Source organism: Streptococcus parasanguinis (assembly GCF_015557775.1).
In the GTDB taxonomy this organism is placed as follows: Bacteria; Bacillota; Bacilli; order Lactobacillales; family Streptococcaceae; genus Streptococcus; species Streptococcus parasanguinis_AA.
In genome coordinates, this window is the sequence record NZ_JADNOY010000002.1 from 289,126 (window position 1) to 315,444 (window position 26,319).

General features: G+C 37.3%; 26 protein-coding genes and 1 pseudogene. 22 read left to right on the plus strand and 5 right to left on the minus strand.

Translation table 11 applies throughout. From position 1 onward, the window contains the following. On the minus strand, window positions 1–231 hold the full coding sequence (locus tag I2F76_RS04330) for a DNA-directed RNA polymerase subunit epsilon (RefSeq protein WP_195487297.1): 231 nt from the start codon (window positions 229–231) through the stop codon (window positions 1–3). 292 nt (window positions 232–523) lie between these two features. Between I2F76_RS04330 and tsaB the strand changes: the two genes are divergently transcribed. The 6 genes from tsaB to I2F76_RS04360 all read left to right on the plus strand — a co-directional run bounded on the left by tsaB (window position 524) and on the right by I2F76_RS04360 (window position 4,584). After that, window positions 524–1,207, plus strand: coding sequence for a tRNA (adenosine(37)-N6)-threonylcarbamoyltransferase complex dimerization subunit type 1 TsaB (gene tsaB, locus I2F76_RS04335; protein WP_195487298.1), 684 nt, complete (start codon window positions 524–526; stop codon window positions 1,205–1,207). Continuing rightward, window positions 1,204–1,641: a ribosomal protein S18-alanine N-acetyltransferase gene (gene rimI / locus I2F76_RS04340; RefSeq protein ID WP_195487299.1), complete on the plus strand. Its 438-nt coding sequence runs from the start codon at window positions 1,204–1,206 to the stop codon at window positions 1,639–1,641. The genes tsaB and rimI overlap by 4 nt, the downstream gene beginning before the upstream one ends. Next, window positions 1,631–2,641 (plus strand): tRNA (adenosine(37)-N6)-threonylcarbamoyltransferase complex transferase subunit TsaD, encoded by a 1,011-nt coding sequence (tsaD, locus tag I2F76_RS04345; protein WP_195487300.1) that lies wholly within the window; start codon window positions 1,631–1,633, stop codon window positions 2,639–2,641. The genes rimI and tsaD overlap by 11 nt, the downstream gene beginning before the upstream one ends. 169 nt (window positions 2,642–2,810) lie before the next feature. Continuing rightward, a complete protein-coding gene (locus tag I2F76_RS04350) occupies window positions 2,811–3,506 on the plus strand; it encodes an AzlC family ABC transporter permease (RefSeq protein ID WP_195487301.1) in 696 nt (231 codons plus the stop codon). Next, window positions 3,493–3,819 (plus strand): AzlD domain-containing protein, encoded by a 327-nt coding sequence (locus tag I2F76_RS04355; protein ID WP_195423533.1) that lies wholly within the window; start codon window positions 3,493–3,495, stop codon window positions 3,817–3,819. The genes I2F76_RS04350 and I2F76_RS04355 overlap by 14 nt, the downstream gene beginning before the upstream one ends. A 102-nt stretch (window positions 3,820–3,921) precedes the next feature. Then, on the plus strand, window positions 3,922–4,584 hold the full coding sequence (locus I2F76_RS04360) for a hypothetical protein (RefSeq protein ID WP_195487302.1): 663 nt from the start codon (window positions 3,922–3,924) through the stop codon (window positions 4,582–4,584). 44 nt (window positions 4,585–4,628) lie between these two features. On the opposite strand, the gene gla is transcribed toward I2F76_RS04360, so the two are convergent. Together gla and I2F76_RS04370 are read right to left on the minus strand one after the other, a co-directional pair. Then, window positions 4,629–5,501, minus strand: a complete 873-nt coding sequence (gene gla, locus I2F76_RS04365; RefSeq protein WP_195487303.1) for an aquaglyceroporin Gla — start codon at window positions 5,499–5,501, stop codon at window positions 4,629–4,631. Between the two features lie 121 nt (window positions 5,502–5,622). Beyond that, a complete protein-coding gene (locus I2F76_RS04370; protein ID WP_195487304.1) occupies window positions 5,623–6,795 on the minus strand; it encodes an NAD(P)/FAD-dependent oxidoreductase in 1,173 nt (390 codons plus the stop codon). 236 nt (window positions 6,796–7,031) lie between these two features. Between I2F76_RS04370 and I2F76_RS04375 the strand changes: the two genes are divergently transcribed. The 16 genes and pseudogenes from I2F76_RS04375 (at window position 7,032) to I2F76_RS04450 (ending at window position 23,951) form a co-directional block, all read left to right on the plus strand. Beyond that, window positions 7,032–7,412 (plus strand): CidA/LrgA family protein, encoded by a 381-nt coding sequence (locus I2F76_RS04375; RefSeq protein ID WP_031576327.1) that lies wholly within the window; start codon window positions 7,032–7,034, stop codon window positions 7,410–7,412. Further along, window positions 7,405–8,100 carry an LrgB family protein gene (locus I2F76_RS04380; protein ID WP_003008843.1) on the plus strand — a complete coding sequence of 232 codons (696 nt, stop codon included), beginning with the start codon at window positions 7,405–7,407 and terminating at the stop codon, window positions 8,098–8,100. The genes I2F76_RS04375 and I2F76_RS04380 overlap by 8 nt, the downstream gene beginning before the upstream one ends. A gap of 1,378 nt (window positions 8,101–9,478) precedes the next feature. Then, window positions 9,479–10,234 (plus strand): DeoR/GlpR family DNA-binding transcription regulator, encoded by a 756-nt coding sequence (locus I2F76_RS04385; protein ID WP_195487305.1) that lies wholly within the window; start codon window positions 9,479–9,481, stop codon window positions 10,232–10,234. A gap of 60 nt (window positions 10,235–10,294) precedes the next feature. Continuing rightward, window positions 10,295–10,547: pseudogene (locus tag I2F76_RS04390) on the plus strand (ROK family protein); the annotation flags it as partial. Between the two features lie 462 nt (window positions 10,548–11,009). Beyond that, window positions 11,010–11,435, plus strand: a complete 426-nt coding sequence (gene lacA, locus I2F76_RS04395; protein ID WP_195227776.1) for a galactose-6-phosphate isomerase subunit LacA — start codon at window positions 11,010–11,012, stop codon at window positions 11,433–11,435. Window positions 11,436–11,453: 18 nt separating this feature from the next. Next, the gene (gene lacB, locus I2F76_RS04400; RefSeq protein ID WP_195487306.1) at window positions 11,454–11,969 is read left to right on the plus strand and encodes a galactose-6-phosphate isomerase subunit LacB; all 516 of its coding nucleotides are present in this window, start codon (window positions 11,454–11,456) and stop codon (window positions 11,967–11,969) included. A gap of 10 nt (window positions 11,970–11,979) precedes the next feature. Next, complete coding sequence (locus tag I2F76_RS04405) at window positions 11,980–12,909, plus strand: tagatose-6-phosphate kinase (RefSeq protein ID WP_195487307.1); 930 nt, start codon at window positions 11,980–11,982, stop codon at window positions 12,907–12,909. A gap of 2 nt (window positions 12,910–12,911) precedes the next feature. Beyond that, on the plus strand, window positions 12,912–13,892 hold the full coding sequence (gene lacD / locus I2F76_RS04410; protein WP_195487308.1) for a tagatose-bisphosphate aldolase: 981 nt from the start codon (window positions 12,912–12,914) through the stop codon (window positions 13,890–13,892). A gap of 649 nt (window positions 13,893–14,541) precedes the next feature. Beyond that, window positions 14,542–15,375 (plus strand): PRD domain-containing protein, encoded by an 834-nt coding sequence (locus I2F76_RS04415; protein ID WP_195487309.1) that lies wholly within the window; start codon window positions 14,542–14,544, stop codon window positions 15,373–15,375. 46 nt (window positions 15,376–15,421) lie between these two features. Then, a complete protein-coding gene (locus I2F76_RS04420; RefSeq protein WP_195487310.1) occupies window positions 15,422–15,739 on the plus strand; it encodes a PTS lactose/cellobiose transporter subunit IIA in 318 nt (105 codons plus the stop codon). Window positions 15,740–15,741: 2 nt separating this feature from the next. Then, window positions 15,742–17,442 (plus strand): lactose-specific PTS transporter subunit EIIC, encoded by a 1,701-nt coding sequence (locus tag I2F76_RS04425; RefSeq protein ID WP_195487311.1) that lies wholly within the window; start codon window positions 15,742–15,744, stop codon window positions 17,440–17,442. Between the two features lie 102 nt (window positions 17,443–17,544). After that, a complete protein-coding gene (gene lacG / locus I2F76_RS04430; RefSeq protein WP_195487312.1) occupies window positions 17,545–18,951 on the plus strand; it encodes a 6-phospho-beta-galactosidase in 1,407 nt (468 codons plus the stop codon). Window positions 18,952–19,094: 143 nt separating this feature from the next. Continuing rightward, on the plus strand, window positions 19,095–19,979 hold the full coding sequence (locus tag I2F76_RS04435) for an aldose 1-epimerase family protein (protein WP_195227784.1): 885 nt from the start codon (window positions 19,095–19,097) through the stop codon (window positions 19,977–19,979). A gap of 895 nt (window positions 19,980–20,874) precedes the next feature. After that, window positions 20,875–21,822 (plus strand): N-acetylmuramoyl-L-alanine amidase family protein, encoded by a 948-nt coding sequence (locus I2F76_RS04440; protein WP_195487313.1) that lies wholly within the window; start codon window positions 20,875–20,877, stop codon window positions 21,820–21,822. 410 nt (window positions 21,823–22,232) lie between these two features. After that, on the plus strand, window positions 22,233–23,189 hold the full coding sequence (locus tag I2F76_RS04445; RefSeq protein WP_195487314.1) for a cell wall-binding protein: 957 nt from the start codon (window positions 22,233–22,235) through the stop codon (window positions 23,187–23,189). Window positions 23,190–23,588: 399 nt separating this feature from the next. Further along, complete coding sequence (locus I2F76_RS04450; RefSeq protein WP_195487315.1) at window positions 23,589–23,951, plus strand: hypothetical protein; 363 nt, start codon at window positions 23,589–23,591, stop codon at window positions 23,949–23,951. Window positions 23,952–24,358: 407 nt separating this feature from the next. Here the strand turns inward: I2F76_RS04450 and I2F76_RS04455 are convergent, their stop codons facing one another. Both I2F76_RS04455 and I2F76_RS04460 read right to left on the minus strand, forming a co-directional pair. Further along, window positions 24,359–25,585 (minus strand): MvaI/BcnI family restriction endonuclease, encoded by a 1,227-nt coding sequence (locus I2F76_RS04455; RefSeq protein WP_195487316.1) that lies wholly within the window; start codon window positions 25,583–25,585, stop codon window positions 24,359–24,361. Further along, a complete protein-coding gene (locus tag I2F76_RS04460; RefSeq protein WP_229289667.1) occupies window positions 25,585–26,103 on the minus strand; it encodes a helix-turn-helix domain-containing protein in 519 nt (172 codons plus the stop codon). Before I2F76_RS04460 ends, I2F76_RS04455 begins: the two co-directional genes overlap by 1 nt. Window positions 26,104–26,319 lie beyond the last annotated feature (216 nt).

Below are 26,319 nucleotides of genomic sequence, written 5' to 3' on the forward strand. Positions count from 1 at the left end.
TTAGTACTCCGTTAGTTCAAAAGCACCTGACTCTTTCTCGTAAGCAAGGTGTTGCTCAGAAAGTGGTGTGATAAATTCAATGTTGAAATCTGTGTTTGCTTCAACCAATTGACGAGCTTGGATGCGTCCTTCGCGTTCATTTGGTGCATCAATATCGAGATAAAGTGCATGCGTGGTTTCACGACGAGGGTTGCGGTTTTTAGTTTCCTGATAAAAAACTTTGTAAATCATGAAGTAATTTTCCTTTCATTATTTCGGTCTATTTGTTAGCTACGGAGGAGTGCAATCACTAGAGTTTCCTACTAGCAACCAGTGGACCTGATTCGATACAATTAATTATCATTATATCATAAATTTGCCTGTAAGTAAAAGATAGACTGGAAAAGTCAGAGAAGCAAAGACCTATAATAGAGAAGCTTTTGAGCGGTTTTGGATAGGAAAATCCTCTCCTCTAAGGGAAAGTTTCGCTGGGATTTGAAGGGAATTTGTAGTATAATATAATCCAGTTCAAGAGGAGTAGGAAATGAAATTATTAGCATTTGATACCTCGAGTAAGGCTCTTTCTGTAGCGATTTTAGAAGATGAGACTCTACTTGCAGAAACAACATTAACCATTAAAAAAAATCATAGTATTACCTTGATGCCGGTCATCGATTTTTTGATGCAACAAATCGACTTGACACCCAAGGACTTGGATCGCATCGTGGTGGCAGAAGGTCCTGGGAGCTACACTGGACTGCGCATTGCGGTCGCAACGGCAAAGACCTTGGCTCATACCTTAGGAATTGAATTGGTCGGGGTTTCAAGTCTCTTAGCCCTAGTGCCAGATGGTCTAGAAGGTTTAGTAGTGCCTGTCATGGATGCCCGTCGAAACAACGTTTATGCAGGTTTTTACCAAGATGATCAGCTGGTCGCACCAGAAGGGCATTTTCCATTTGAGGAAGTCCTAGAGCGTGCAGCGACAAGTGAGCAGGTCACCTTTGTCGGAGAAGTCACTGCCTTTAAGGAGCAGATCGCCTCTAGCCTGCCAAGGGCTACTTACTTTGAAACCTTGCCAGATGCAGTGAAAATCGGACGTCTCGGTCTCAAACAAGCGCCTGTTAGCCTCCATGATTTTGTCCCTCATTATCTGAAACGGGTCGAAGCAGAGGAAAATTGGCTCAAAGATCACACGGAAACAACGACCTCTTACATCAAGCGCCTATGATGAAAGGAACAATCAGGAAAGGGAGCAGCCGGGATGCAGCCGCTATTCTCGCTGTGCTGGAAGATGTCTATGAAGCAAGTCCCTGGAAGTTGGAGCAGATTGAAGCTGATTTAGAGCAGGAATCGACCTTCTATTTCCTAGCTGTGGATGAGGGGCAAGTCCTTGGATTTGTCGCCATTCAAGAGACTTTCTATGAAGCAGAGGTCTTACAGATCGCGGTCAAGCGCGCCTTTCAAGGCCAAGGCTTAGCTCAGCAGTTACTCGCGCAGTTGCCGGGCCAAAAAGAAATTTTCTTAGAAGTGCGCGTGTCGAATCAACCGGCCCAAGGCCTATACAAAAAAATGCATTTTGAAGAAATTGCACGGAGGAAAAACTACTATCACGATCCCATAGAGGATGCTGTGATCATGAAGAGGAACCCAAATGAAAGATAGATATATTTTGGCTTTTGAGACATCTTGCGATGAGACCAGCGTGGCTGTCTTGAAAAATGACGACCAACTCTTGTCCAATGTCATTGCCAGTCAAATCGAAAGTCACAAGCGTTTTGGTGGGGTAGTGCCTGAGGTAGCCTCCCGTCACCATGTGGAAGTCATCACCGCTTGTATTGAAGAAGCCTTAGAAGAAGCCGGCATCACAGAAGCCGATGTCACAGCTGTAGCTGTCACCTACGGTCCAGGCCTGGTTGGAGCTCTCTTGGTCGGCCTAGCAGCAGCCAAGGCTTTTGCCTGGGCGCACGGCCTCCCTTTGATTCCTGTCAATCATATGGCAGGGCACTTGATGGCCGCTCAAAGCGTCGAGCCCTTAGAGTTTCCGCTTTTGGCCTTGCTGGTGAGTGGAGGACATACCGAGCTAGTCTACGTCAGTGAAGCGGGTGATTATAAGATCGTCGGAGAGACCCGTGATGATGCTGTCGGAGAGGCTTATGACAAGGTTGGGCGCGTGATGGGCTTGACCTATCCAGCAGGACGTGAGATTGATCAGCTGGCCCACCAAGGGGCTGATATCTACGATTTCCCTCGGGCCATGATCAAGGAAGACAATCTGGAATTCTCTTTTTCAGGGCTCAAATCAGCCTTTATCAATCTGCACCATAATGCCGAGCAAAAAGGAGAAAGCCTATCCAATGCGAACCTGTCAGCGAGTTTCCAAGCAGCCGTCTTAGACATTCTCATGGCCAAGACCAAGAAGGCTTTGGAGAAATACCCAGTCAAGACTCTAGTCGTCGCTGGTGGCGTCGCAGCCAACCAAGGCCTTCGTGAACGCTTGGCTTCTGAGATCACCGATGTCAAGGTCATCATTCCGCCTCTGCGCCTCTGCGGGGACAATGCAGGGATGATCGCCTATGCCAGTGTTAGTGAATGGAACAAAGAAAACTTCGCAGGCTGGGACCTCAATGCCAAACCAAGCCTAGCCTTTGAAGGAATTGAATAAGAAAAAGGAGCCAATTGGATGTGCAAGGTCCAATGGCTTTTTTGCTGGGATCTCACCAACTAGTAGCGGATTTGCGAAGGGATTATAAAGCTTTCTCTTTCATTGGTCCTTTTTCAACCTTTTTTCTTGTGTTATAATAGAGGTCAATGATTCAGAAAGGAGCGAGAGAGTGGAAAAAGATTTTTGGCAGGGGGTGAGGGAAGCGCTACCGACGGCTTTGGGCTATATCAGTATTGGCCTGGCTTGCGGTGTGGTGGCGTCTCCCTATCTTTCTCCTTTGGAGATGGCCTTGATGAGTGTCTTGGTCTATGCTGGGGCGGCTCAGTTTGCGATGATCTCTCTGATTGCGGCTCATTCTTCGATATTGAATATGGCCTTGACGGTGTGTTTGATCAATCTCCGTAATATGTTGATGAGCCTACATACGTCGTCTGACTTTAAGGATGCTAGTCTTGCTCATACCATTGGGATTGGCAGTCTCCTGACTGATGAGAGTTATGGGGTCTACTTGAGTGAGAAGTTAAAGACGGACACCATTACAGTTCCTTGGATGCATGGGAACAATCTAGTAGGCTATGTGGCCTGGATCAGTGCGACGGTTATCGGAACAGCTCTAGGATCTCTCCTACCTGATCCAAAGGCTTTTGGGCTTGATTTTGCTTTGGTGGCTATGTTTATTGGGATTTTTGCAGCCCAGTTTCAAGGAATGCAACTGACAGAAAAGACCAAGACCATGCTCATGGTGCTGTTAGCAGTAGCAGTGAGTTTCTTTCTCTTACTCTTTTTTGTTTCGCAACCGCTAGCTGTGCTAGCTGCGACCTTGATCGGCTGTTTTGTGGGGGTGGTCTGTGATGCGTGTGAATAGTTATATCTTCATGGCCATTCTGGCCTCAGCCCTCGTTACCTGGATTCCTCGGATCTTGCCCTTCCTCTTAGTCAAATACAAGGGACTGCCGGCTCCTGTGACCCGCTTTCTCAAATACCTGCCCATTTCCATTATCTTTGCCTTGGTTTTATCAAGCTTAGTAGATGGAAAAATTGGAAGTCTCCCGCAGCTCCACTGGTTGGACCTAGTAGTGACCATTCCCAGTCTCTTTGTAGCCTTTCGTTACAAAAACCTTATGGGAACCGTTTTGTTTGGGATTGTCTTGATCGCCCTATTACGATTGGCATTTTAAATGGAAAAATATGTTATAGAAAAATTACAATTATTACAAAAATACTTGATTTTTGTAATAATTGAGGTATAATGGGAGTCAGAAAGATAAAGAGGTAATCGTATGAAAAAATCAATCTTCCGTTGGAGTGCCGCTGTTCTGGTGGCTGCTTCACTTGGTCTAGCTCTCGGTGGTTGTGGTGCAAAGGATAAAAAGACAGCTACCTCATCCGCAAAAGCATCTACCAGCAAGGTAGAGAAAAAAGCCAAAAGTAATAGCAAAAAGAGTGCAGCATCTTCCTCTCAGGCAAACGATACAGCTAGCTCTTCGACTCAAGCAAGTAGCGCGACAGCTTCAAAAGACTCTGGTAAGACTGAGAATGCGTCTACTACGACGCAAGCTACTGTCCCTGCAGAATTGGTGGGAACTTGGGTAGGATCTAGCCCACAAGCAGATGCGATTAAAATGACAGTGGATGCCAATGGAAATGTGACAACAGTGGTTAGCTTCAAAAATGATAGCGAACCGACTCGGACAGCGACCTATACAGCAAGAGCAGTCCAAGCAACAGGCAATATCTATTATTGGAATGTTGAAGGCTTTGATGGAGCTGATGCCTTGCTTCCTGGGATCACAGGGCTAGGTGGAGCAAACTTCCGATTTGAACCTGGTTTTGTCTTAGAAGAAGGATACTATACACCGATTGTTTTCACAACGGATCTCAATACAGAATTTGACTACACCAAATACAATGATTTCCGTTTTTCATTAACCAAAGAACAATAAAAAGACGAACTCGATGGAAAATCGAGTTCGTTTTTTTTGATAGATTAACGAAGATAGATAACTTTGAACAATAATACAGCTAAGATAGCAGCAAGAATTGGGGCTACAACTGGTACCCAAGCATACCACCATTTAGAATCCCCTTTGTGTTCTCCTAATACAGATTTTGGAAGGAAGGCATGGACCAAACGAGGACCAAAGTCACGAGCAGGGTTCAAACCAGGTCCAGTAGGACCTCCAAGTGACGTAACAAGAGCCATAACAAGGAAACCAAGAGCCAAGTGAGCAATTCCTAAACCTGAAGCATGTGCTTGTGATAAAGCCAATTTTGCTGCTGATGTGGTAGCATCAAAGACGCCTCCTTGTTCAGCAGCAGCTTTTTGAGCAAGACCTGCAACCTCTGCACCAAAGAAATGTTTCGTCAAGCCGAGGGCACCAAAGAAAAGGACGAATGATCCAGCAAACTCGTTGATGAAGCCATTAATGGTAGCGGCTTTGCGTGATTCAGGAGTTCCTTTATCTAAACTAGAAATCGTTGAGAATGTTCCTAAGATGTTGTTAGGATTTTCAGTTTGGATGTAGTATGGACGGTGAGTCGCAACGACAACCAATTGTCCAAACATAGCTCCAAGAAGTTGAGCAGCGATGTATGGTAAAACATTTGCCCATGGGAAAAGTCCGCTAACCGCAAGTCCAAGAGTGAAGGCTGGGTTAATGTGGTTCCCTGAAACATTACCGAACATCAAGGCTGGAATCATTACCCCCATCCCATATCCAATCGCAATGACAAGCCATCCGCTTTGATGACCTTTAGTTCCTTTTAATTCAACGTTTGCAACAGCACCGTTTCCGAGGATAAGTAGCAAAGCTGTCCCGAAAAACTCAGTCATGAGTTTAACACTAAAATCAAAATCCATGATTCTAATAATCTCCTTTATAAATTTTATACCAATCCATTCTATCAAGTAAATACTAACTTGTAAAGAATTTTTAAAAATTTTATTTCAATAGATGAATAATAAAGTTAGTGAATTTCTATCAGTAATGAGGGCTTCCTGCTACCCAACCGGTACAGAGGGCGGATGTGATATTAAAACCGCCTGTATGGGCATTGATATCGAGGACCTCTCCTGCAAAGTGGAGTCCAGGAACTAGCTTACTTTCTAAGGTTTTAGGGTTGATTTCTTTGAGGCTAACCCCTCCCTTGGTCACAAAGGATTTGGCTAGAGACATCTTACCAGTGACTGGAATGGGCATTTCTTTTATCTTTTGGATCAGCTCTTCTGTCTGACTAGGAGTCAGCTGTTTGGCTTTTTCAGGGAATCCTTGGGCTAAGAAATCAGCTAGACGCTCAGGAAGAAGGGTTTTGAGGCTATTTTTAATGGCCTTTTCTCGATGCTCTTCGAGGAAGTCTTTTAGATCTTGAGAAGAAGTGGTTGGCAGGAGATCCAGAGACAAGATTTCCCCGCCCTTAACAAAGCTGGACATCCGAAGAGCTGCAGGACCCGAAAGTCCAAAATGAGTAAAGAGAAGATCGTGGGTGATCATGTGTTTGTCATAGCTCAGTGTGATATCTGTTAGCGAGATTCCTTGCAAGGCCTTATGGGGAAAATCTGTCAACAGAGGACTCTCTGCCGCTTCGAGATCGGTGATGGTATGCTTGAAGTGACGGGCAATCTCATACCCATAACCCGTAGAGCCAGTCGATGGGTAAGATTTGCCACCAGTTGTAACGACTAGCTTGTCAGCTGTCCACGTATGCTCAGAAGACTTGATGATAAAGACGTCCTCGGGCTTGGTGACAGAAACCACTTCACAGTTGGTGGCAATGCTAGCACCTAGCTCAAGGATCTTATTCTCTAAGGCTTGAATAATGGTGCGAGATTGATCACTAGCAGGAAAGACCCGGCCATGGTCTTCGACTTTTAGCTTGACGCCATTATCGGTGAAAAATTGGATGATATCATGATTATCAAATTGGGAAAACACACTGTAAAGGAAGCGCCCATTTCCAGGGATACCGGCCATCAAATCGTCTAAGGTTCCGTTGTTCGTGACATTACAGCGACCTCCTCCGGTACCAGCAAGTTTCTTACCGAGCCTTTTATTTTTTTCGATCAGTAGTGTAGGTTGGCCATAAGAGGCACTGGCAATGGTCGCCATCATACCTGCTGGGCCACCACCGATGACAATGGTGTGAAAATGAGTCATGTAGATCCTTTCATGGTAACTTAACCGTTTTTGGTTTCATTGTATCATAAAATGGATGTCATGAATCAAAATAGTAGCTTCAATTTTTGGTAATTTGTTTTATTTTTTTAGAAAAAAGCTTGCAAATTTTCCGAAAAGGAGTAAACTGATAGGGATAAATGGATGTTTACTTCTAAGTAAGCAGAATCGAGGATACGAATCCTTATTGGAAATGATCCATAAAAAGGGAGATGAAGATGAAATTATATGTACAACTGACGATTATATTCACGATTTCATTAATTGGTGAAATCATTTCGGATGGGTTGCACTTACCAATTCCTGGGAGTATGATCGGGCTGTTGATCCTATTTTTATTATTGCAGTTTAAATTATTACGCATGCGCCACGTCAATATGGTAGGAAATTTTTTGTTAGCTAACATGACGATTCTGTTTCTTCCCCCTGCGGTCGGTATTATGGATAAGTTTCATGTGATTGCGCCTTATCTGTTTCCAATCATGTTGATTCTACTTGGAGCCTTGGTCATCAATGTGGCTTTAATTGCAATCGTGGTTAGTTTTATAAAAAATCGTTTTGAGGGTGATTATCCAGAAGGGGGACACAAGCGTGGCTAATTTTGCGAGTAATCCTTTATTTGGGATTGTCTTATCTATTTGGGCTTACTTGATTGGAATGTTAATTTTTCGCAGGTATCCCCACCCAATAACAACGCCACTTTTAGTGGCTACAGTAATCGTTATCTTATTCTTAATGATTACAGGAATTTCTTATAAAGATTACTATGTCGGTGGTTCCCTGTTAAATCAGTTGATTGGACCATCGACTGTCGCCTTGGGGATTCCTCTCTATAAAAGTTTCCATTTGATGAAGCATCATGCACGGAGTATTCTGATTGGCTCGACAGTGGCAGTTATTGTGAATACGATTTTTACAGCCTTGATCGCGAAAGCATTTGGAATGAAGTACTTTCTAGCCATTTCGCTCTTTCCAAAATCGGTTACGACTGCAATGGCAGTTGGGATTACTGAAAAAATGCAAGGAATTACGACCATCACTCTTGTGGTAGTTGTAGCAACTGGATTATTGACAAGTGTCTTGGGTCCAACGATATTGAAACTGCTAAAGATTAAAGACCCAGTGGCTATTGGTTTAGCCCTTGGAGGAACTGGACATGCAGTAGGAACAGGGACAGCGTTTAAGTATGGTCATGTGGCCGGTGCTATGGCAGGATTGGCAATTGGGATCACAGGAATTTTGTATGTGTTCATTAGTCCAATTGTGGCTTCGATGATTTTATCCTAATACATTTTATTATTTTCTGAGAGAGGCTCAAGAAGGGTCTCTTTCATTTTGTAGTGAAAGCTTAAAAATCAATCTAGAGTGAAAGAAGCTTTTCATGATTACTATCCAAAGCTTTTCCAAGCGTCTAAAAAATGGTATAATGAACTGTAAATTTCAGAAGTTGGAAGGAATGTAATTACTATGATGAATATGCAGGACCTAATTTAAGATTCTTAAAGTCTTGTTATTTATCAAAATGCTGGTATTAAGGGATTTCGCATCCGTTTAAATCAATAAATTATAGATGTGTTACAGTATATTGGACAGTAAATGGACAGTGACAGAGTGTTTGAAGGAGAGTAAAAGAGGCTTAAATGCCTCTTTTTTATATGTTTGTGGACTAGAAGTAGATAGAATATATAGATAATATGTAACAGTTATGCAAGTTATGTATTTTTAAAAAGATATCACTTTGAAAAATAAATAATTTAGTAGCCTCTAAAAAGACACTAATATATGGGGTGCTATTTGGTATTTTATATTGAGTTAGGCTTTTATTCGAATTTGCTTGGGATTACTTATTTTCGGTTGATAGTAGCATAAATGATTTTTCTGTTAATCCAATCAATTTTTTTCTAAAATCAAATTGGTCGAATTTCTGAAGTATCCATCTTTCTTTTCCATCGATTTTAATAGTTTCGTGACTGTTGGATTGGATAGATCTAAAAAATGCTCGACATCTCTTTGATTTTTACTAAATTGCGGAAATTGAGCGATATATAAGATAACATTTATGTATAGAGGTGGGAGATTTTGAAGAACCAATCTATATTCGTGAGAAAAGCGTTATCTAGTTTGCATTTATATTTTTCGAATTTTAAAAAGAACTTTTTTTCTATACCAACTTAGACTTTGATGCAGCTGGTATTTGTAAGTTAATTGATACTTGAGAAATCAGTTTAACATTTATGTAGTTCATCAAACAATTGAAGATTCAACCCAATTGATCAACTTTTAACTAGAAGAAGTAAAAAACGAGGAGTTGTAATCGTGTATGATAGCTGCTACTTATCCTCTAAGTTTACTTTTGAATCAGCATAAGTTTTCGCCACTCGTGGTGTTAAATCTTCTGAACTTGAAAGTTTTCGTCTAACTTTTTAATTGTCATTTGCAGTTCTTCACCTTCACACATTTGCAGGGATTGATGCCTTCGTTTGTTAAAAAATATAATTAGAGTTGTTAGTTTGAGTATATCTAACGGCTCTTTTTGTTTAATTGGAGAACTGGGGACCATTTTTTAATCAAAAATTGTTTGCTTCAAACAAAAAATGTAGATTTGAAATTTAAAAAAGAGTATAATGTAAAGAGAATGAAAAAACATGTGAAATAGGTGAAAAGAATGAAAAAACATCAACGCTTGATAGAAATAGAGAAATTAGTGAATAGAAGAGGAGTAATAACAGTTGCTGAAATCGTTGAGATGATGAATGTATCAGATATGACGATTAGAAGAGATTTAGCTGTATTAGAAGAACAGGGATTAATTACTAGGATCCATGGTGGAGCACGAAGTATCCAACAACTTAAATATAGAGAAGTTCCTCATGAAGAAAAGCTGTATCAACACATTGAAGAAAAGAGGAAAGTAGCATCCAAAGCAGCAAAATTAATACAGGATGGAGAAACTATTTTCCTTGGACCGGGGACCTCTGTTGAAATTTTAGCTGAAGAAATTCAGAATGAAGAATTGCGAGTGATTACGAATTGTTTACCGATTTTCAATGAGCTATATAAAAAAAGTTCTGATACGTTTAAAGTCATTTTGCTAGGGGGTGAAATGAGAAATCTGACTCAGGCTTTTGTTGGTGAGATAACGAACGCTTTATTAGATCGAATGTATTACAATAAAATGTTCTTTAGTGGGAATGGTATCAAAGATGGTCAAGTTATGACTTCTTCGTTTGAGGAGGCTTTTACTCAGAGGCTAGCAATAGAAAAATCATCGGAAGTATACCTATTGATGGATTCTTCTAAAATTGGTAAAGAAGATTTCACTTCTATCTGTTCGCTAGAAAATGTAACAGCAGTCATAACGGATATCTCTTCTGATAATGTACACGACACATTAGAGGTGTACACTCAAGTAATTGTATAAAAGAGTAGGTAACATGGAAAAAAGATAATTGGTATTGATTTAGGTGGTACTAGTGTAAAAATGGCTCTTGTATCAAAAATAGGCGAGGTATTAGAAGTATGGAGTATCCCAACAGATACCAGAAATCAAGGGAAACAAATAATTCCGGACATAGTACAATCAATATGGAACAGTATGTGGTGCTTATAATCTTGGATGGGATGAAATTCAAGAGGTTAGAGATCAATTTGAAAAAGAATTTAGCCTACCATTTCTAATTGAAAATGATGCGAATGTTGCTGCCCTTGGAGAGAGGTGGAAAGGTGCAGGCGAATTTCTTTTAACAAATGTAAAAAAGAGTTTAATAGGTATGCTTTTCCAACAGTTCGTAGGTTGACTGAATTGAAATTGGCTACTCTAGGAAATATGGCAGGAGTCATTGGAGCAGCTAGTTTATTATTATAATTAAAAAAACTATTAAATTTTTATAGAAGACATTGTTATCTATTATTATAAATGAGTAATAGACGAAAAAGTTTATAGAGAAAGGATTCGAGATTGATTGTCTCGGATCTTTTTGTTCGAAAACAAACAACAGAAAGCGCTATAAAAAACTTAAAAACTCATTATTTGTACAAAAAAAGATAAAATCAAACAAAAAATGTTGACTTTTTGTTTACAATGGTGTATATTATAGGTGTATCTGAAAAGTAACTTAAAATGCTTTGCATCTGAGGTGCTTTTTTAACTGATCGAGCAATCGATCAATCATAAATAATTTTTTGGAGGCATAGTAATGGCTATTGTAATTGGTGCAGATGCATCTGGAAAACGTTTAAAAGAACTTGTAAAAGACTTTTTAAACACTGAAGGATTTGAAGTAGTTGATGTAACTGCAGATGGTCAAGATTTTGTTGACGTCACTTTGGCAGTTGCAAAAGAAGTGAATACAGCTGATGACAATTTGGGTATTGTAATCGATGCTTATGGAGCTGGTCCATTCATGGTTGCTACTAAGATCAAAGGAATGGTTGCTGCTGAAGTTTCTGATGAACGTTCTGCATATATGACTCGTGGACACAACAACTCTCGTATGATTACTATGGGTGCTGAAATCGTTGGGGATGAATTAGCTAAAAACATCGTTAAAGGTTTCGTAAATGGTAAATACGATGGTGGTCGTCACCAAATTCGTGTAGATATGCTTAATAAAATGTGCTAGGAAAGAGGAAAGAAAAAAATGAAAATTGCAATTGGTTGTGACCATATCGTTACAAATGAAAAAATGGCTGTTTCTGATTTTTTGAAATCAAAAGGATACGAAGTGCTCGACTTTGGGACTTATGACCATACACGTACCCACTATCCAATCTTTGGTAAGAAAGTCGGTGAAGCTGTAGCTAGCGGTCAAGCAGATCTTGGTGTATGTATCTGCGGTACCGGTGTTGGTATCAACAATGCGGTAAACAAAGTTCCTGGTATCCGTTCTGCCTTGGTTCGTGATATGACTTCTGCTCTTTACGCTAAAGAACAATTGAATGCGAACGTTATCGGATTTGGTGGTAAGATCACTGGTGAATTGTTGATGTGCGATATCATCGAAGCATTCATTCATGCTGAATACAAACCAACTGAAGAAAACAAAAAATTGATTGCAAAAATCCAACATGTTGAAACCCATAATGCTCACCAAGCAGATGCAGACTTCTTTACTGAGTTTCTTGAAAAATGGGATCGCGGTGAATATCACGACTAAGGGGTAGAATATGATTCTAACGGTAACTTTGAATCCATCTATTGATATTTCTTATCCACTAGAAAAATTGAACTTAGATACCGTCAATCGCGTATCTGAAGTTTCTAAAACAGCTGGTGGGAAAGGTCTTAATGTTACACGTGTCCTTTCAGAAAGTGGAGATCAAGTAGTAGCGACAGGTTTTGTCGGTGGGACAAACGGTCAATTTTTGAAAGAGCATTTGCCAGCAGGAGTTCAGGCAGCGTTCTTTGATATCGATGGTGATACACGGAATTGTATCGCGATTCTACATGAAGGGAATCAGACAGAAATCCTGGAAGCAGGACCTGAAATTAGTAACTCTGAGTCAGAAGGATTCTTAAACCATTTTGAAGGATTGATGAAAGATTCAAATGTTATTGCTATTTCTGGTAGTCTCCCAGCTGGCCTGTCTACAGATTACTATGCAAAACTGATTGAAATCTCACAAAAGCATCAACGCAAGGTTGTACTAGATTCATCTGGAAAATCTCTAGAAGCAGTTTTGAAATCTAGTTTCAAGCCAACTGTTATCAAACCAAACAATGAAGAACTTTCTCAACTTTTGGGTAAAGAAGTAACAGAAGATCTTTCAGATTTGAAAGAAGTGTTAACAGATCCATTGTTTGATGGCATTGAATGGATTATCGTCTCACTTGGAGGAGATGGTGCATTTGCTAAGCATCAAAACACCTTCTACAAAGTGGATATTCCTAAAATTGAAGTAGTCAATCCGGTTGGTTCTGGAGATTCTACGGTTGCAGGAATTTCATCAGCTCTCAATAGTCAAAAAAATGACGAAGAATTGTTGAAACACGCAATGGTATTGGGAATGCTCAATGCACAAGAAAAAATGACTGGCCATGTGAATATGGACAACTACAATCAACTATATAAAGAAATTAAAGTAAAAGAGGTATAAAAATGGCACTTACAGCACAAAAACGTAAATCATTAGAAAAACTTTCAGACGAAAATGGAATCATCTCAGCTTTGGCATTCGACCAACGTGGTGCCTTGAAACGTTTGATGGGTCAATACCAAGATGCTGAACCAACTGTAGCTCAAATGGAAGAATTGAAAGTTCTTGTAGCAGATGAATTGACAAAATATGCTTCATCTATGCTTCTTGACCCTGAATATGGACTTCCTGCTACTAAAGCTTTGGACAAAAATGCTGGACTCCTTCTTGCATATGAAAAAACAGGATACGATACTTCAAGCACAAAACGTTTGCCTGACTGCTTGGATGTATGGTCTGCAAAACGTATCAAAGAACAAGGTGCAGATGCTGTTAAATTCTTGCTTTACTATGATGTAGATAGTGAAGATGAATTGAACCAACAAAAACAAGCTTACATCGAACGTGTAGGTTCTGAATGTGTGGCTGAAGATATCCCATTCTTCTTGGAAATCTTGGCTTACGATGAAAAGAATGCTGACACAGGTTCTGTTGAATTTGCTAAAGAAAAACCTCGTAAAGTTATTGAAGCAATGAAAGTATTCTCAAACCCACGCTTCAATATCGATGTATTGAAAGTTGAAGTTCCAGTAAACATGAAATATGTTGAAGGATTTGCTGAAGGTGAAGTGGTTTACAGCCGTGAAGAAGCTGCTGCTTACTTCAAAGCACAAGACGAAGCTACAAACCTTCCATACATCTACTTGAGTGCTGGTGTATCAGCTAAATTGTTCCAAGAAACTCTTGAATTTGCTCACAATTCAGGTGCAAACTTCAACGGTGTACTTTGTGGACGTGCAACTTGGGCTGGATCTGTTCAATCTTATGTTGAAAAAGGTGAAGAAGCAGCTCGCGAATGGTTGCGTACAACAGGATTCCAAAACATTGATGAATTGAACAAAGTTCTTCAACAAACTGCTACTTCTTGGAAAGAAAGAGTTTAAAATAAATTCACTTGATTTAAAATTTCAACGATTTAACCTCCTAAAGTATCTTAAGGTGATATATTAAAATTTCTTCTTTGTTGAAATTATTAAATAGAAGACCATCGTCAGACTTTCAAATTTTGGAAGTTTTCGATGGTTTTCTTTTCCTATGTCAGAAACTAAAACTGTAAATGTTCCTAGTTTCAGTTATTATATAACTAAACATAGGAATAAAGGTATATAATAAAGTTGTCCTCAATTAGAATTTCCCCTCTATTTTGAGGACAATAGTAGGAGATGGTGAAAAGGGTAGTCGTTAAAGTAATTTTTCTAACTTTTCTCTCCATTTTTTATGGTAAACTCCTTGATTTAAGTTTTTTAGTTGTAAAAATGAAAACATATTTTTTGTTTAAAGCAAACAAAAAAATAACAAAAATAGCAAAAAAATAATCAGAAAGGGTTTACAAAATCAATTATAAGTGTTATAATGAAAACATAGTTTGAATAGGGTGGATCGTAACTGAGTAATATTAGGCGAGACTGCAAATGAATTCGGGGGGTAGTATTATTCTGTTTTCCCTGCTCGTTTGTGGTCTTTTTATATTTGTCTATGACGTTATGATTATCTTACTTTTGGTCATAATACTGGGAGAAAGGAGGAGTTACAGTGTTTCGGATTGTAAGCCCGATTAATAACAATATTGCTTTAGTAAGAGATGAAAATCAAAGAGAGTTAATCGTTACTGGTAAAGGTATTGTCTTTCAAAAGAAAAAAGGAGACATTATTGTAACTAGTTTAGTTGACAAGGTATTCCATTTGAAGACGGAAGAATCAAAAGAAAACTTTTTGGCTCTCTTAAAAGATGTTCCTCTTGATTTTATTACAGTGACATATGATGTTATTGATAAATTAACACTGAAATACAATTATCCTGTACAGGATTATCTGTATGTAACTTTAACTGATCACATTTATTGTGCTTACCAGTCTATTCAAACAGGTAACTACCAAAGTAGTAAGTTGCCAGATGTTTCAAATGAGTATCCAATTGAATATCAAATTGGTGAAGAAGCTCTTTCCATTTTCAAATCAAAATTATTTGATGGTTTTCCTGAGGACGAACTTGGAAGAATTGCTATTCATTTTATAAATGCTAAGAGAGAAGGGGAAGTGACTCCATCGTTTCAGATTAGTCGAACGAAGCATATTCTTGAATTAGTTAAGCAGGAATTGTCTCGAGACAATATTGAACGAACTCCACAGAATAGTAATTTCTATGATCGTTTCATGGTTCATCTAAGTTATTTTTTGGATTATATTGATCGATCTAGGAAAGATAACACGTCCTTGCTGGGAATGGAAGAACATCTAGAGGTTTCGTATCCTAAAGCTTTTGAAATAGGAAACAGAATCTATAATGTCATTGCAAGAGAAACAGGAGTGGATTTATTCCACAGTGAACGAATATATATCGTTCTTCATATTCAACGTCTCTTGTAAAAAATTAATTTGCTCTATATCATTAAATTTATAAGGAGGAACTATTATGAATAGAGAAGAAGTCCAATTACTTGGCTTTGAAATTGTCGCTTATGCTGGTGATGCTCGTTCTAAACTACTTGAAGCATTAAAAGCTGCTGAAGCTAGCGATTTTGCTAAAGCAGAAGCTCTTGTTGAAGAAGCAGGTGGCTGTATTGCGGAGGCCCATAAGGCTCAAACAACCATGCTAGCGCAAGAAGCAGCGGGGGAAGAAATTCCATACAGCATCACAATGATGCACGGACAGGATCACTTGATGACAACCATCTTGTTAAAAGATGTGGTTCATCATCTTATTGAATTATACAAACGGGGAGCTAAATAATAATGAACAAACTCATTGAGCTTATTGAAAAAGGAAAACCATTCTTTGAAAAGATTTCTCGTAATAAATATTTGCGAGCGATTCGTGATGGTTTCATTGCAGGGATGCCTGTAATCTTATTCTCATCTATCTTCATCCTAATTGCGTATGTACCAAACGCATGGGGATTCCATTGGTCTAAAGATATTGAAACTTTCTTGATGACTCCATATAGCTATTCTATGGGCATCTTGGCCTTCTTCGTTGCTGGGACAACGGCTAAGGGTTTGACAGATTCAATGAACCGTGACCTCCCAGCAACCAACCAAATCAACTACATTTCAACAATGTTGGCTTCTATGGTTGGCTTCTTGCTCATGGCTGCTGAACCTGCTAAAGATGGCGGATTCTTAACAGCATTTATGGGGACTAAAGGGTTGTTAACAGCCTTTATTGCTGCATTCATTACTGTTAATGTTTACAAAGTCTGTGTGAAAAACAATGTGACCATCCGCATGCCGGACGAGGTTCCACCAAATATTTCACAAGTATTTAAAGACTTGATTCCATTTACATTATCAGTTGTACTCTTGTATGCACTTGAATTGATTGTTAAAGGTGCTATCGGTGTAACAGTTGCGGAATCAATCGGAAAACTTCTAGCTCCATTGTTCTCTGCAGCAGATGGATATCTTGGAATTACCCTTATTTTTGGTGCTTATGCCTTCTTCTGGTTTATTGGTATTCACGGCCCATCTATCGTTGAGCCTGCGATTGCAGCGATTACTTATGCAAATGCCGAAGTCAACTTGAACCTTCTTCAACAAGGTATGCACGCTGATAAGATCCTTACATCTGGTACACAAATGTTCATCGTCACTATGGGTGGTACTGGTGCAACTCTTGTGGTTCCATTCATGTTTATGTGGTTAACGAAATCAAAACGTAACCGTGCCATTGGACGTGCATCTGTAGTCCCAACATTCTTTGGTGTTAACGAACCAATCTTGTTCGGTGCTCCAATTGTATTGAACCCTATCTTCTTTGTTCCATTTATCTTTGCTCCAATTGCAAACGTATGGATCTTCAAATTCTTTGTTGATACCTTGGGAATGAACTCATTTACTTCTAACCTACCATGGACAACTCCTGGACCTCTGGGTATTGTTCTTGGTACGAACTTCCAAGTTCTTTCCTTCATCCTTGCTGCGCTATTAGTAGTAGTTGACGTGATCATTTACTATCCATTCGTGAAGGTTTACGATGAACAAATTCTTGAAGAAGAACGTTCAGGTAAATCAAACGATAGCTTGAAAGAAAAAGTTGCTGCAAACTTTAACACTGCAAAAGCAGATGCTATTCTTGAAAAAGCTGGTGTTGAAGGTGAACCAGTTCAAAACAATATCACAAAAGAAACAAACGTATTGGTTCTTTGTGCCGGTGGTGGAACTAGTGGACTTCTTGCCAACGCTTTGAATAAAGCTGCTGCAGAATACAATGTTCCTGTGAAGGCTGCTGCTGGTGGCTACGGTGCTCACCGTGAAATGTTGCCAGAATTTGACCTTGTTATCCTTGCTCCTCAAGTAGCTTCAAACTATGAAGATATGAAGGCTGAAACAGATAAACTTGGAATTAAATTGGCTAAGACTGAAGGAGCTCAATACATCAAGTTGACTCGTGATGGTAAAGGTGCTCTTGCATTCGTTCAAGAACAATTTCAATAATAAATAGATTTACTGTTGATTGAAGTGAGATGGAGAAGGATTGCTCACTGACTCCTCTCCATCTTGCTTTGTTTTTATTTTATGATTGAGAAGGGGAAACTTATGTCAAAAACATTACCTAAAGATTTTATTTTCGGTGGCGCAACAGCAGCTTATCAGGCAGAAGGTGCGACTCATACAGATGGTAAAGGACCAGTTGCATGGGACAAATACTTAGCAGACAACTATTGGTATACTGCTGAACCAGCAAGTGATTTCTACCATAAATATCCAGTAGACTTACAGTTGGCTGAAGAATATGGCGTAAACGGAATTCGTATTTCTATTGCTTGGTCCCGTATTTTCCCAACTGGTTATGGTGAAGTCAATCCAAAAGGGGTAGAATTCTATCATAAGTTATTTGCAGAATGTCATAAACGTCATGTAGAACCATTCGTAACTCTTCACCACTTTGATACTCCTGAAGCTCTTCACTCAAATGGAGACTTCTTGAATCGTGAAAATATCGAACACTTTGTAGATTATGCAGCCTTCTGTTTTGAAGAATTCCCAGAAGTAAACTACTGGACAACCTTCAATGAAATTGGCCCAATCGGTGATGGTCAATACTTGGTTGGTAAATTCCCACCAGGTATTCAATATGACCTTGCCAAAGTCTTCCAATCTCACCACAATATGATGGTTTCTCATGCACGTGCTGTGAAATTGTACAAAGACAAAGGCTACAAAGGTGAAATCGGGGTTGTTCACGCCCTTCCAACTAAGTATCCATTGGATCCTAAAAATCCTGCAGACGTTCGGGCGGCTGAGTTGGAAGATATCATCCACAACAAATTTATCTTGGATGCGACTTACCTTGGACACTATTCAGATGCAACCATGGAAGGTGTAAACCATATCTTATCCGTCAATGGTGGTAGCTTGGATCTTCGTGACGAAGACTTTGCATCGCTTGAAGCAGCTAAAGATTTGAACGACTTCCTTGGAATTAACTACTACATGAGTGACTGGATGGAAGCCTTTGATGGTGAAACTGAAATCATCCACAATGGTAAAGGGGAGAAAGGAAGCTCTAAATACCAAATCAAAGGTGTTGGACGTCGTGTAGCTCCTGACTATGTACCTCGTACTGACTGGGACTGGATCATCTACCCTCAAGGTTTGTATGATCAAATCATGCGTGTCAAGAAAGATTATCCAAACTACAAGAAGATCTACATCACTGAAAACGGACTTGGATACAAAGATGAATTTGTGGACAACACTGTTTATGATGATGGCCGTATCGATTATGTGAAACAACATTTGGAAGTATTGTCTGATGCGATTGCCGATGGTGCAAACGTCAAGGGCTACTTCATTTGGTCCCTGATGGATGTCTTCTCATGGTCAAATGGTTATGAAAAACGTTACGGACTCTTCTACGTTGATTTCGATACACAAGAACGTTATCCTAAGAAATCTGCACATTGGTACAAGAAATTAGCTGAAACTCAAGTGATTGAATAACCTCACTTGAACGTATCCTATTTTGTTATCAGATACTCTAGAAAAGGTCAAGGATTTCCATAAAATGGTTTTGAAAAAGTCTGTATCGTTTGTTTCGATGTAGATTTTTTCCCTTTTCAATAACAAAAAGAAAGGAATTGATTGTGACGATTGAATTAAAAAATGATTACTTAACTGTCCAATTCCAAGAGGTCGGTGGAGCCCTTTCTTCCATTAAGGATAAAGACGGGGTTGAATACCTCTGGCAAGGGGATGCAACTTATTGGAGTGGCCAAGCGCCAGTCTTATTCCCGAATTGCGGAAGTGTTCGTGACGATAAGGCCTTATTTGGTCAAAAAGTGGGTCAGCTTCCAAGACATGGATTGGTCCGTAAAAAAACATTCCAGGCTCATCCTGTAAACGATCACCAAGTGAAGTTTACGATTGAAGATACTCCAGAGATGTTTGAGCAATATCCTTATCATTTTAAGTTGAGTATTTTGTATACTTTGAAAGAAAAATCAATTGTAACAGAATACATTGTTGAAAATCTTTCAGATGAAGTGATGCCTTACTTTATCGGTGGACACCCTGGTTTCAATTGCCCTCTTCTTGCGGATGAAGCTTATGAAGATTATTATTTGGAATTTGAAAACGAGGAAACTTGTACAGTTCCAAAACAATTTCCTGATACAGGGCTTTTAGATGTACAAGATCGTACACCGTTCTTGCAAGGTCAAAAAACACTAGATTTGGACTTCAAGATTTTTGAAAAAGACGCGGTGACACTTGATCAATTGTCATCAAGAAGTATCCGTTTGAAATCGAAAAAGCATGATAAGGGAATTCAGTTGCAATTTAAGGACTTCCCTCATCTGATTCTATGGTCTACGACCAATAAAGGTCCATTCATAGCTTTGGAACCTTGGAGTGGCCTATCAACCTCTTTAGAGGAATCTGACCAATTTGATCAAAAACGGGATGTATCATTTGTTGAACCAAAGCAAGCTGATCAAAAGAGCTTTGTCATTGAAGTGCTAGGAATTTAGCCTCTATTATTCTTGTATATTAGCGATAGTCCAAGATCTCCCTCCTTTAAAATAATGTTCAATTGAGACAATTTTTGACTTGGACTATCGTTGATTATAAATGATAGCGATGGAAAGTTTGATTTAAAATATAAGAACAAGACTGAATGAATGTTATTTGAGATTCATTTAGTCTTGCTTTTTTATATGGGTGAATCAAGCTGAAACTGACTCGAAAGTGCTAAAAATACGATTTTATTAGTCGATCAAACAAAATTCTTTCACACTGGATTTTATAAAATTAACCAACTGTCGGCCTACAAAACGATTATTTCAGATGCTGCCCCGGATCCTAAAATGTTAGTTGCGGCAGAGGATTGTGGGACAGAATGGATTTACTAAGAGTAAAAATTCAAATTGAATGATAAAAGGGAGATTGGCTCAGTAATTAATTTAAGAAAAAAGTTCTGTCAGTTTCATTAAACGAATTTAATGACATAAGGTCTTCTATCAGTAAATGGCCATTATTAATCTTTCGTTTTCAAAATATTCATGTATTGTCTAAATGATTTTCTTACTATCTTTAATTTATATAGTTTATGCAAGACTTAATTTAATATTCTTAAAGTCTTGTTATTTATCAAAATACTGATTTTAAGCGATTTTTCATTCGATAAAATCAACAATTTATAGATGAGTTACATTATATTGGACATTAAATGGACAGTGACAGTGTTTTTGAAGAAAATAAGTAGAGGCCTAAGCGCCTCTTTTATTATAAGCAAATTGTGCAAATTTATTGTTTACCCTTAAATTAATTGATAGTAGCTCTCCTTATATTCACACATTATTTGATTTAGAGAAATAAACATGCTACAATGAAAGCGTATACAAAAAATATAAGGAGGAAATGAAAATGAAAAAAACAATTAGGTTTTTGCTAGGTGGTGCATTAGTAATATTGTTTTTAACTCCAGTATCTCAAGTTAAGGCTGATTGGCATCAAGATAATGTTGGTTGGTGGTATTCACTAAATGATGGTTCTTATTATAAAAACACGGAAGCTAAGATTAACGAGAAGTGGTATAAATTTGATGATAGAGGCTATATGATGACCGGCTGGCAGCTAATATGGGAGCGTAATGATAGTAATTATGGGATTATCAAAAACTGGTCTTATTTTGATCCAGTAAATGGTGATAAAAAATTGGGCTGGCAAAAGATAGATGGAAAGTGGTATTATCTTACTAAAGACGGGGCACTTATGGGTGATCAATACATAGATGGGAAATATTATTATTTTGATCCTGTTAATGGTGATATGAAAACGGGTTGGCGATCCGAACAACAAAATTCAAATACAATTTGGAATTATTTCGACCCTGAAAGTGGAGCCAAAGTAGAGGGTTGGCAAAATATAGATGGTAAATGGTATTACTTTCCTAAATATTATCATGCAGTGACTGGTTTCTGGAGTATAGATGGAAAAGATTATTATTTCGACCCGATTAATTGTGATATGCAAACAGGATGGGTATCTAAACAATACCATTATGGGACAGAAAAGTTGTATTTCGACCCTGTAAGTGGAGCCAAAGTAGAAGGTTGGCAAGAAATAGATGGGAAAAAGTATTACTTTGGTTGGAATGGGGCATTGAGAAGGCATATAAAAATAGATGGAAAAGTTTATTATTTTGATCCAGATACTTATGAATTGAAGATAGGCTGGATTGAGGCGTTGGGAAACAAATATTATGCAGATCCTAACGATGGTGGGGCACTTGCAACAAATAAAACTTTAGTTATAGATGGTATTTCATACACATTCGATTACAATAGCATTCTTATCAATAATGCGCCTTAACTGGTCAACACCTCAAAAGTCAATTTTTTCTAACTTTTGAGGTGTTTTTAACTATGAAAAAGAATTACATTATACAATCAGAGTGAGTTATTTGGTAGTTAAGAAGCTTCATTTAGATCCTTACTTATAGCTAGTCTTTGATAAAACTAGTTGCTAAACTTTTGATAATTTCTAAGTTCGTAGGAAACGTTATTTTTAAAACTAACTTTTGAGTTCTATTCCAGATGACATTTTCTCTTATTTATCATTTAAAAACGTACAGTGACAGACTTTTGAAGGACAAAAAAGAGACAGACTTTATATTTTATTTTGGTGATTATGACGTCACTCTATCCACACATTATTTGATTTAAAGTAATAAAGATGCTACAATGAAAGCGTATACATCTGGTGATATAAGGAGGAAAAAAATGAAAAAAATAACTAAGCTTTTGTTAGGTGGTGCATTAGTAATATTGCTTTTAGCTCTACCATCTCAAGTTAAGGCTGATTGGCATCAAGATAATATTGGTTGGTGGTATTCAACAAATAATGGATCTTATTATAAAGATACATTAGCTTATATTGACAACAATATTTATAGATTTGATGAAAGAGGTTATATGATAACCGGCTGGTATTTAGAGGAGTATAGGGATACTAGTGGTAGTCTATTAAAAGACTGGTCTTATTTTGATCCAGTGAGTGGAGCCCGATTAGGGGAGGGGTGGCAACAGATAGATGGTAAATGGTATTACTTGTATTCAAATTCGATAGCTAGAGGTAAGGGTTTTATTGATGAAAAAAATTATTATTTTGATCCTGTTAATGGTGATATGAAAACAGGTTGGATATCTACACCAGGTCTTAATGGTACAAATTGGTCTTATTACGATCCAGTAAGTGGAGCCGCATTAAAGGGGTGGCAACAGATAGATGGTAAATGGTATTACTTTTTAGACTATTCTACTCATAATTATGCATTAAAAGGATTCACTAATATAGGTGGAAAAGAATATTATTTCGATCCAGTTAATGCCGATATGAAAACAGGTTGGATATCCCGACAATCTGATGTTAAAAAATGGTATTATTATGACCCAGAAAGTGGAGAACGACTGTTAGGTTGGAAAGACATAGATGGGAAGAAGTATTACCTTACATCAGAAGGGGCATATTGTGGTCATACTTATACTATAGATGGGAAACTTTATTATTTTGATCCAGTTACTTGTGAATTGATAACAGGATGGTTTGAATATAACGGAAGAAAACGTTATGGAGACCCAAATGATGGTGGAGCACTTGCATTAAATAAAACTTTAATAATAGACGGTGTTTCATACTCTTTCTCTGATAGTGGGGCACTTATTACTAATGAGCCTTAATTGATTAACACCCCAAAAGTTGGATTATTTCTAGCTTTTGGGGTGTTTTTTACTTTGAGAATAATGGTACGATCTATGATTTTAGGAAGTAAGTATATGGATTAAAAAACTTTTTAAGGTCACTGACAAATTAAGGTGAAACTATATCCTTTAGAGTCGCTTTATATCAAGAAATATAGGATTTCAATTTCTTCTTTATTCTAGTAAATACTAGTAAGTTTTTAGTGAGTATTTAATGCAAGAATTCTAGTGCCTTATATATTATACAAGAGAATATCTCCCAATAATGCATATTTGCTATTATAATAGACATTTATTGAAATTTCTATTATAACAGACATTGACACAATTTTGTAATATTATTTTGGTAAAATAATATTACAAAAGGAGGCGAAGGATATGAAAAAATTTATAAGTGTTTTGCTACTTTCAATAATGGCAGTCCTATTAATTGCATGTTCTAAAAGCAATCAACAATCGTTGGATGGTGAATATTATTGGATATCAAGCGAGAGAAATGAATTAGCATTTACTATAAAAGGTACCAAGGGTTCTATTGAGCATGGAGAAGCTGATAGCTTTAAGATTGATAAACAAAAGAAAACCATTGAGTTAACTGGACAAAATATTGCAAGTCGAACAGAAGAATATTCATTTGAAGATGGTGTCTTGTCTGTTGATATTAGTGGAATGAAACACGATTACTACTTAAAGGGGAGCAGTGCATATAAGAAAGCTCTCAAAGATTTTGGTTATAGATAAGAAAATACACCTATTTTACCGAATAGGTGTATTTTAGTGCAATATAGATGATTTTTCTGCTTTAGATGCATCTATTTGTACCAAATAGTTTATATTTCTTACAGAATAATTTAATTAAAATATTAGATTTGATTATGTTGTATAATGAACTCATGAATAATTTAAAAGAAGAAAATATTAGAAGAGCCATTTGGCATATTAAGCGCCACCTAGAAGGACTATGGAACGCTCAAGATGAAGAAGATTGGAAATATGAAATGTTTCATTTACAATCGAGCATTGAATGTTTAGAACGTGTGGTATGCGATAAAAAGCCCTACCCAAATATGGATAGGGAGAGAATCTTTTGAAGCATACAATAGTATTTATTAGATTCAACTTGAGATAGGATAATTTTAAAACTATGATCAATCATCTAAACTAATAATTTCTGAGCTACCAAATAGTAAACCTCTTTGTTTATTCTTAATTCTAAAAGGGTTTCCATGGTTTTTTCCAGTGTAATTTCCTTCAGGAGTTGTATAACCACGCCAGTCATAAGTGATTGTCCCAGATTTAATTAAAGAAAGAAATGTCATGAATTGTGGGGAACGGGTTAACTCTGCTTTAACATATTTAAATTGCCCCATTTCTCCGTCCATTTTTGGAACTGCTTCGACCCACAATGTTGCTGGATGCTTCTCCTTTAATTTCTTTTCCAATGATTTAAAATCCCAGAATGCAACCAAGATACTGGAAGAATTTTCAACTTTTCTTAGCTCAACAATACTGTCTTCATCATTAACTTCAAGATAAAATCCTTGATTATTTTGAGGACTCTCCTTAGGTCCTATAGTAATATATAGGCTCTTGAATCCAGCATGCTGGTCAGAATCATAGCCATATAATCTAGTAAAAGCAGAAACTCTATTTTTATCAATTGGTTCATATTCTGAAACAGGTGTGCCTTGAAAGTTGGGACGTAAGGTAAATAGTGTATCTAAGGATTTAGATGTTTTTGTTTTCAATTCAATAGTTCGTTCATAATCAGGTTCTTTACTGTTGTTTGGTTTAATACCTAACAAGAATTCCAGAGTATTTCCGGCATCTTTTGGATGAATTTTTCCTTTTCCTTTTGAATTGTTATGATAACCCTTATTCGATATTGCCTTAATTTTAGGGATTAATTCATTAAGTTTTTCCTCAAGTTTATCCTGTCCAAAGAATTTAACAATAACATTTTCACTAGGAATACTACGTGATACATTACAAATAGTTAACTTCTTTTCTTTTTTATTATCAACGGAAAAATATAGTAGATCATTTACTTGAATTTTTGAAGATCTAATAATGTTTTTTAACCCATAAATCCAAAAACGCTGATCTCCTCTAGCATTTGCTTTATAAAAACTCACTTTTACAGTAAAAATTTGATCTTCCAAGATAAGGTTTGCTTCTAAAAAATTTTTTTCTGTTAGTTGATCATAGTCTAATAAGTCAAAATCTAGTAGAAATTTTCTTAAAAATCCATTTGCATCTATGATACTTTTATCAATCATAGTTTGTGTTAATCTAATTGGAACGTAAGTATTAGTGTTATATTTATGAATACTGTTAATAATTTCCAACTCGTCATCATAAGGAATATGTTGCATTACTTTTCCCCTCTCGTAAATAAATAATTAATTTCAACACCCATTTGTGTAGAAATAGAAGTAATAGTTTTTAAACGTAAATCAGAATTTTTTTTATTTACAATATTACTAATTGTTGATTCCCGTACTCCTCCGTTGTAACTTAAAGAATATTGTTTATTTCTTCGTAAATATAGTTTCACATTCTGGATTAAAATATTTTGATAATAGTCTAATGAGTTATTATGAAACTTTTTTTCAGTAGAAAAATCAGTATTCTCATCTAGTAGATCGTCTAGATTTATTGACAATGCATTAGAAACAGCTACTAGAGTTGATAATTTAGGGTTATAGGAATTGTTAGAAAGTAATTTACTGATAGTTTGTCTACTTAAATTTGATTTACTTGCTAAATCTTTTACATTCATGCTTTTTTTATAAAGCATAGCAAAAATTCTATCTTTTATAAAAGGTTTCAAAATTAGTTCCCCCATCGTTACTGTCTTTATGATACTACGCACAAACAGGAGTTTATTCATTTAAGTTTACACGTTTTAATTGAAATAGTTCATTTAAGTTTACACATTTAAGTCAATTAATTCATTTAGATTTACAATGGATGAAGAGATAACTTTGAATTTTAGCTATCGAAAATAAATATGGCTTAAAAATTTATATAAAGATAACTTGATACTTCACCCTGGACTTAAAAAGTGATTTTTGATATAATATTAGAAAGAAAGTGAGAAATTAAA

What these genes read in the sequence shown, in the direction of transcription:
- lacG (WP_195487312.1), top strand. Translation starts at nt 17,545, where the DNA reads ATGTCAAAAACATTACCTAAAGATTTTATTTTCGGTGGCGCAACAGCA.
- lacD (WP_195487308.1), top strand. Translation starts at nt 12,912, where the DNA reads ATGGCACTTACAGCACAAAAACGTAAATCATTAGAAAAACTTTCAGAC.
- I2F76_RS04460 (WP_229289667.1), bottom strand. Translation starts at nt 26,103, where the DNA reads ATGAATAAACTCCTGTTTGTGCGTAGTATCATAAAGACAGTAACGATG.
- gla (WP_195487303.1), bottom strand. Translation starts at nt 5,501, where the DNA reads ATGGATTTTGATTTTAGTGTTAAACTCATGACTGAGTTTTTCGGGACA.
- I2F76_RS04405 (WP_195487307.1), top strand. Translation starts at nt 11,980, where the DNA reads ATGATTCTAACGGTAACTTTGAATCCATCTATTGATATTTCTTATCCA.
- I2F76_RS04375 (WP_031576327.1), top strand. Translation starts at nt 7,032, where the DNA reads ATGAAATTATATGTACAACTGACGATTATATTCACGATTTCATTAATT.
- I2F76_RS04455 (WP_195487316.1), bottom strand. Translation starts at nt 25,585, where the DNA reads ATGCAACATATTCCTTATGATGACGAGTTGGAAATTATTAACAGTATT.
- I2F76_RS04370 (WP_195487304.1), bottom strand. Translation starts at nt 6,795, where the DNA reads ATGACTCATTTTCACACCATTGTCATCGGTGGTGGCCCAGCAGGTATG.
- I2F76_RS04360 (WP_195487302.1), top strand. Translation starts at nt 3,922, where the DNA reads ATGAAAAAATCAATCTTCCGTTGGAGTGCCGCTGTTCTGGTGGCTGCT.
- lacA (WP_195227776.1), top strand. Translation starts at nt 11,010, where the DNA reads ATGGCTATTGTAATTGGTGCAGATGCATCTGGAAAACGTTTAAAAGAA.
- I2F76_RS04385 (WP_195487305.1), top strand. Translation starts at nt 9,479, where the DNA reads ATGAAAAAACATCAACGCTTGATAGAAATAGAGAAATTAGTGAATAGA.
- I2F76_RS04330 (WP_195487297.1), bottom strand. Translation starts at nt 231, where the DNA reads ATGATTTACAAAGTTTTTTATCAGGAAACTAAAAACCGCAACCCTCGT.
- I2F76_RS04450 (WP_195487315.1), top strand. Translation starts at nt 23,589, where the DNA reads ATGAAAAAATTTATAAGTGTTTTGCTACTTTCAATAATGGCAGTCCTA.
- I2F76_RS04440 (WP_195487313.1), top strand. Translation starts at nt 20,875, where the DNA reads ATGAAAAAAACAATTAGGTTTTTGCTAGGTGGTGCATTAGTAATATTG.
- tsaB (WP_195487298.1), top strand. Translation starts at nt 524, where the DNA reads ATGAAATTATTAGCATTTGATACCTCGAGTAAGGCTCTTTCTGTAGCG.
- I2F76_RS04445 (WP_195487314.1), top strand. Translation starts at nt 22,233, where the DNA reads ATGAAAAAAATAACTAAGCTTTTGTTAGGTGGTGCATTAGTAATATTG.
- I2F76_RS04420 (WP_195487310.1), top strand. Translation starts at nt 15,422, where the DNA reads ATGAATAGAGAAGAAGTCCAATTACTTGGCTTTGAAATTGTCGCTTAT.
- I2F76_RS04425 (WP_195487311.1), top strand. Translation starts at nt 15,742, where the DNA reads ATGAACAAACTCATTGAGCTTATTGAAAAAGGAAAACCATTCTTTGAA.
- I2F76_RS04355 (WP_195423533.1), top strand. Translation starts at nt 3,493, where the DNA reads ATGCGTGTGAATAGTTATATCTTCATGGCCATTCTGGCCTCAGCCCTC.
- rimI (WP_195487299.1), top strand. Translation starts at nt 1,204, where the DNA reads ATGATGAAAGGAACAATCAGGAAAGGGAGCAGCCGGGATGCAGCCGCT.
- tsaD (WP_195487300.1), top strand. Translation starts at nt 1,631, where the DNA reads ATGAAAGATAGATATATTTTGGCTTTTGAGACATCTTGCGATGAGACC.
- lacB (WP_195487306.1), top strand. Translation starts at nt 11,454, where the DNA reads ATGAAAATTGCAATTGGTTGTGACCATATCGTTACAAATGAAAAAATG.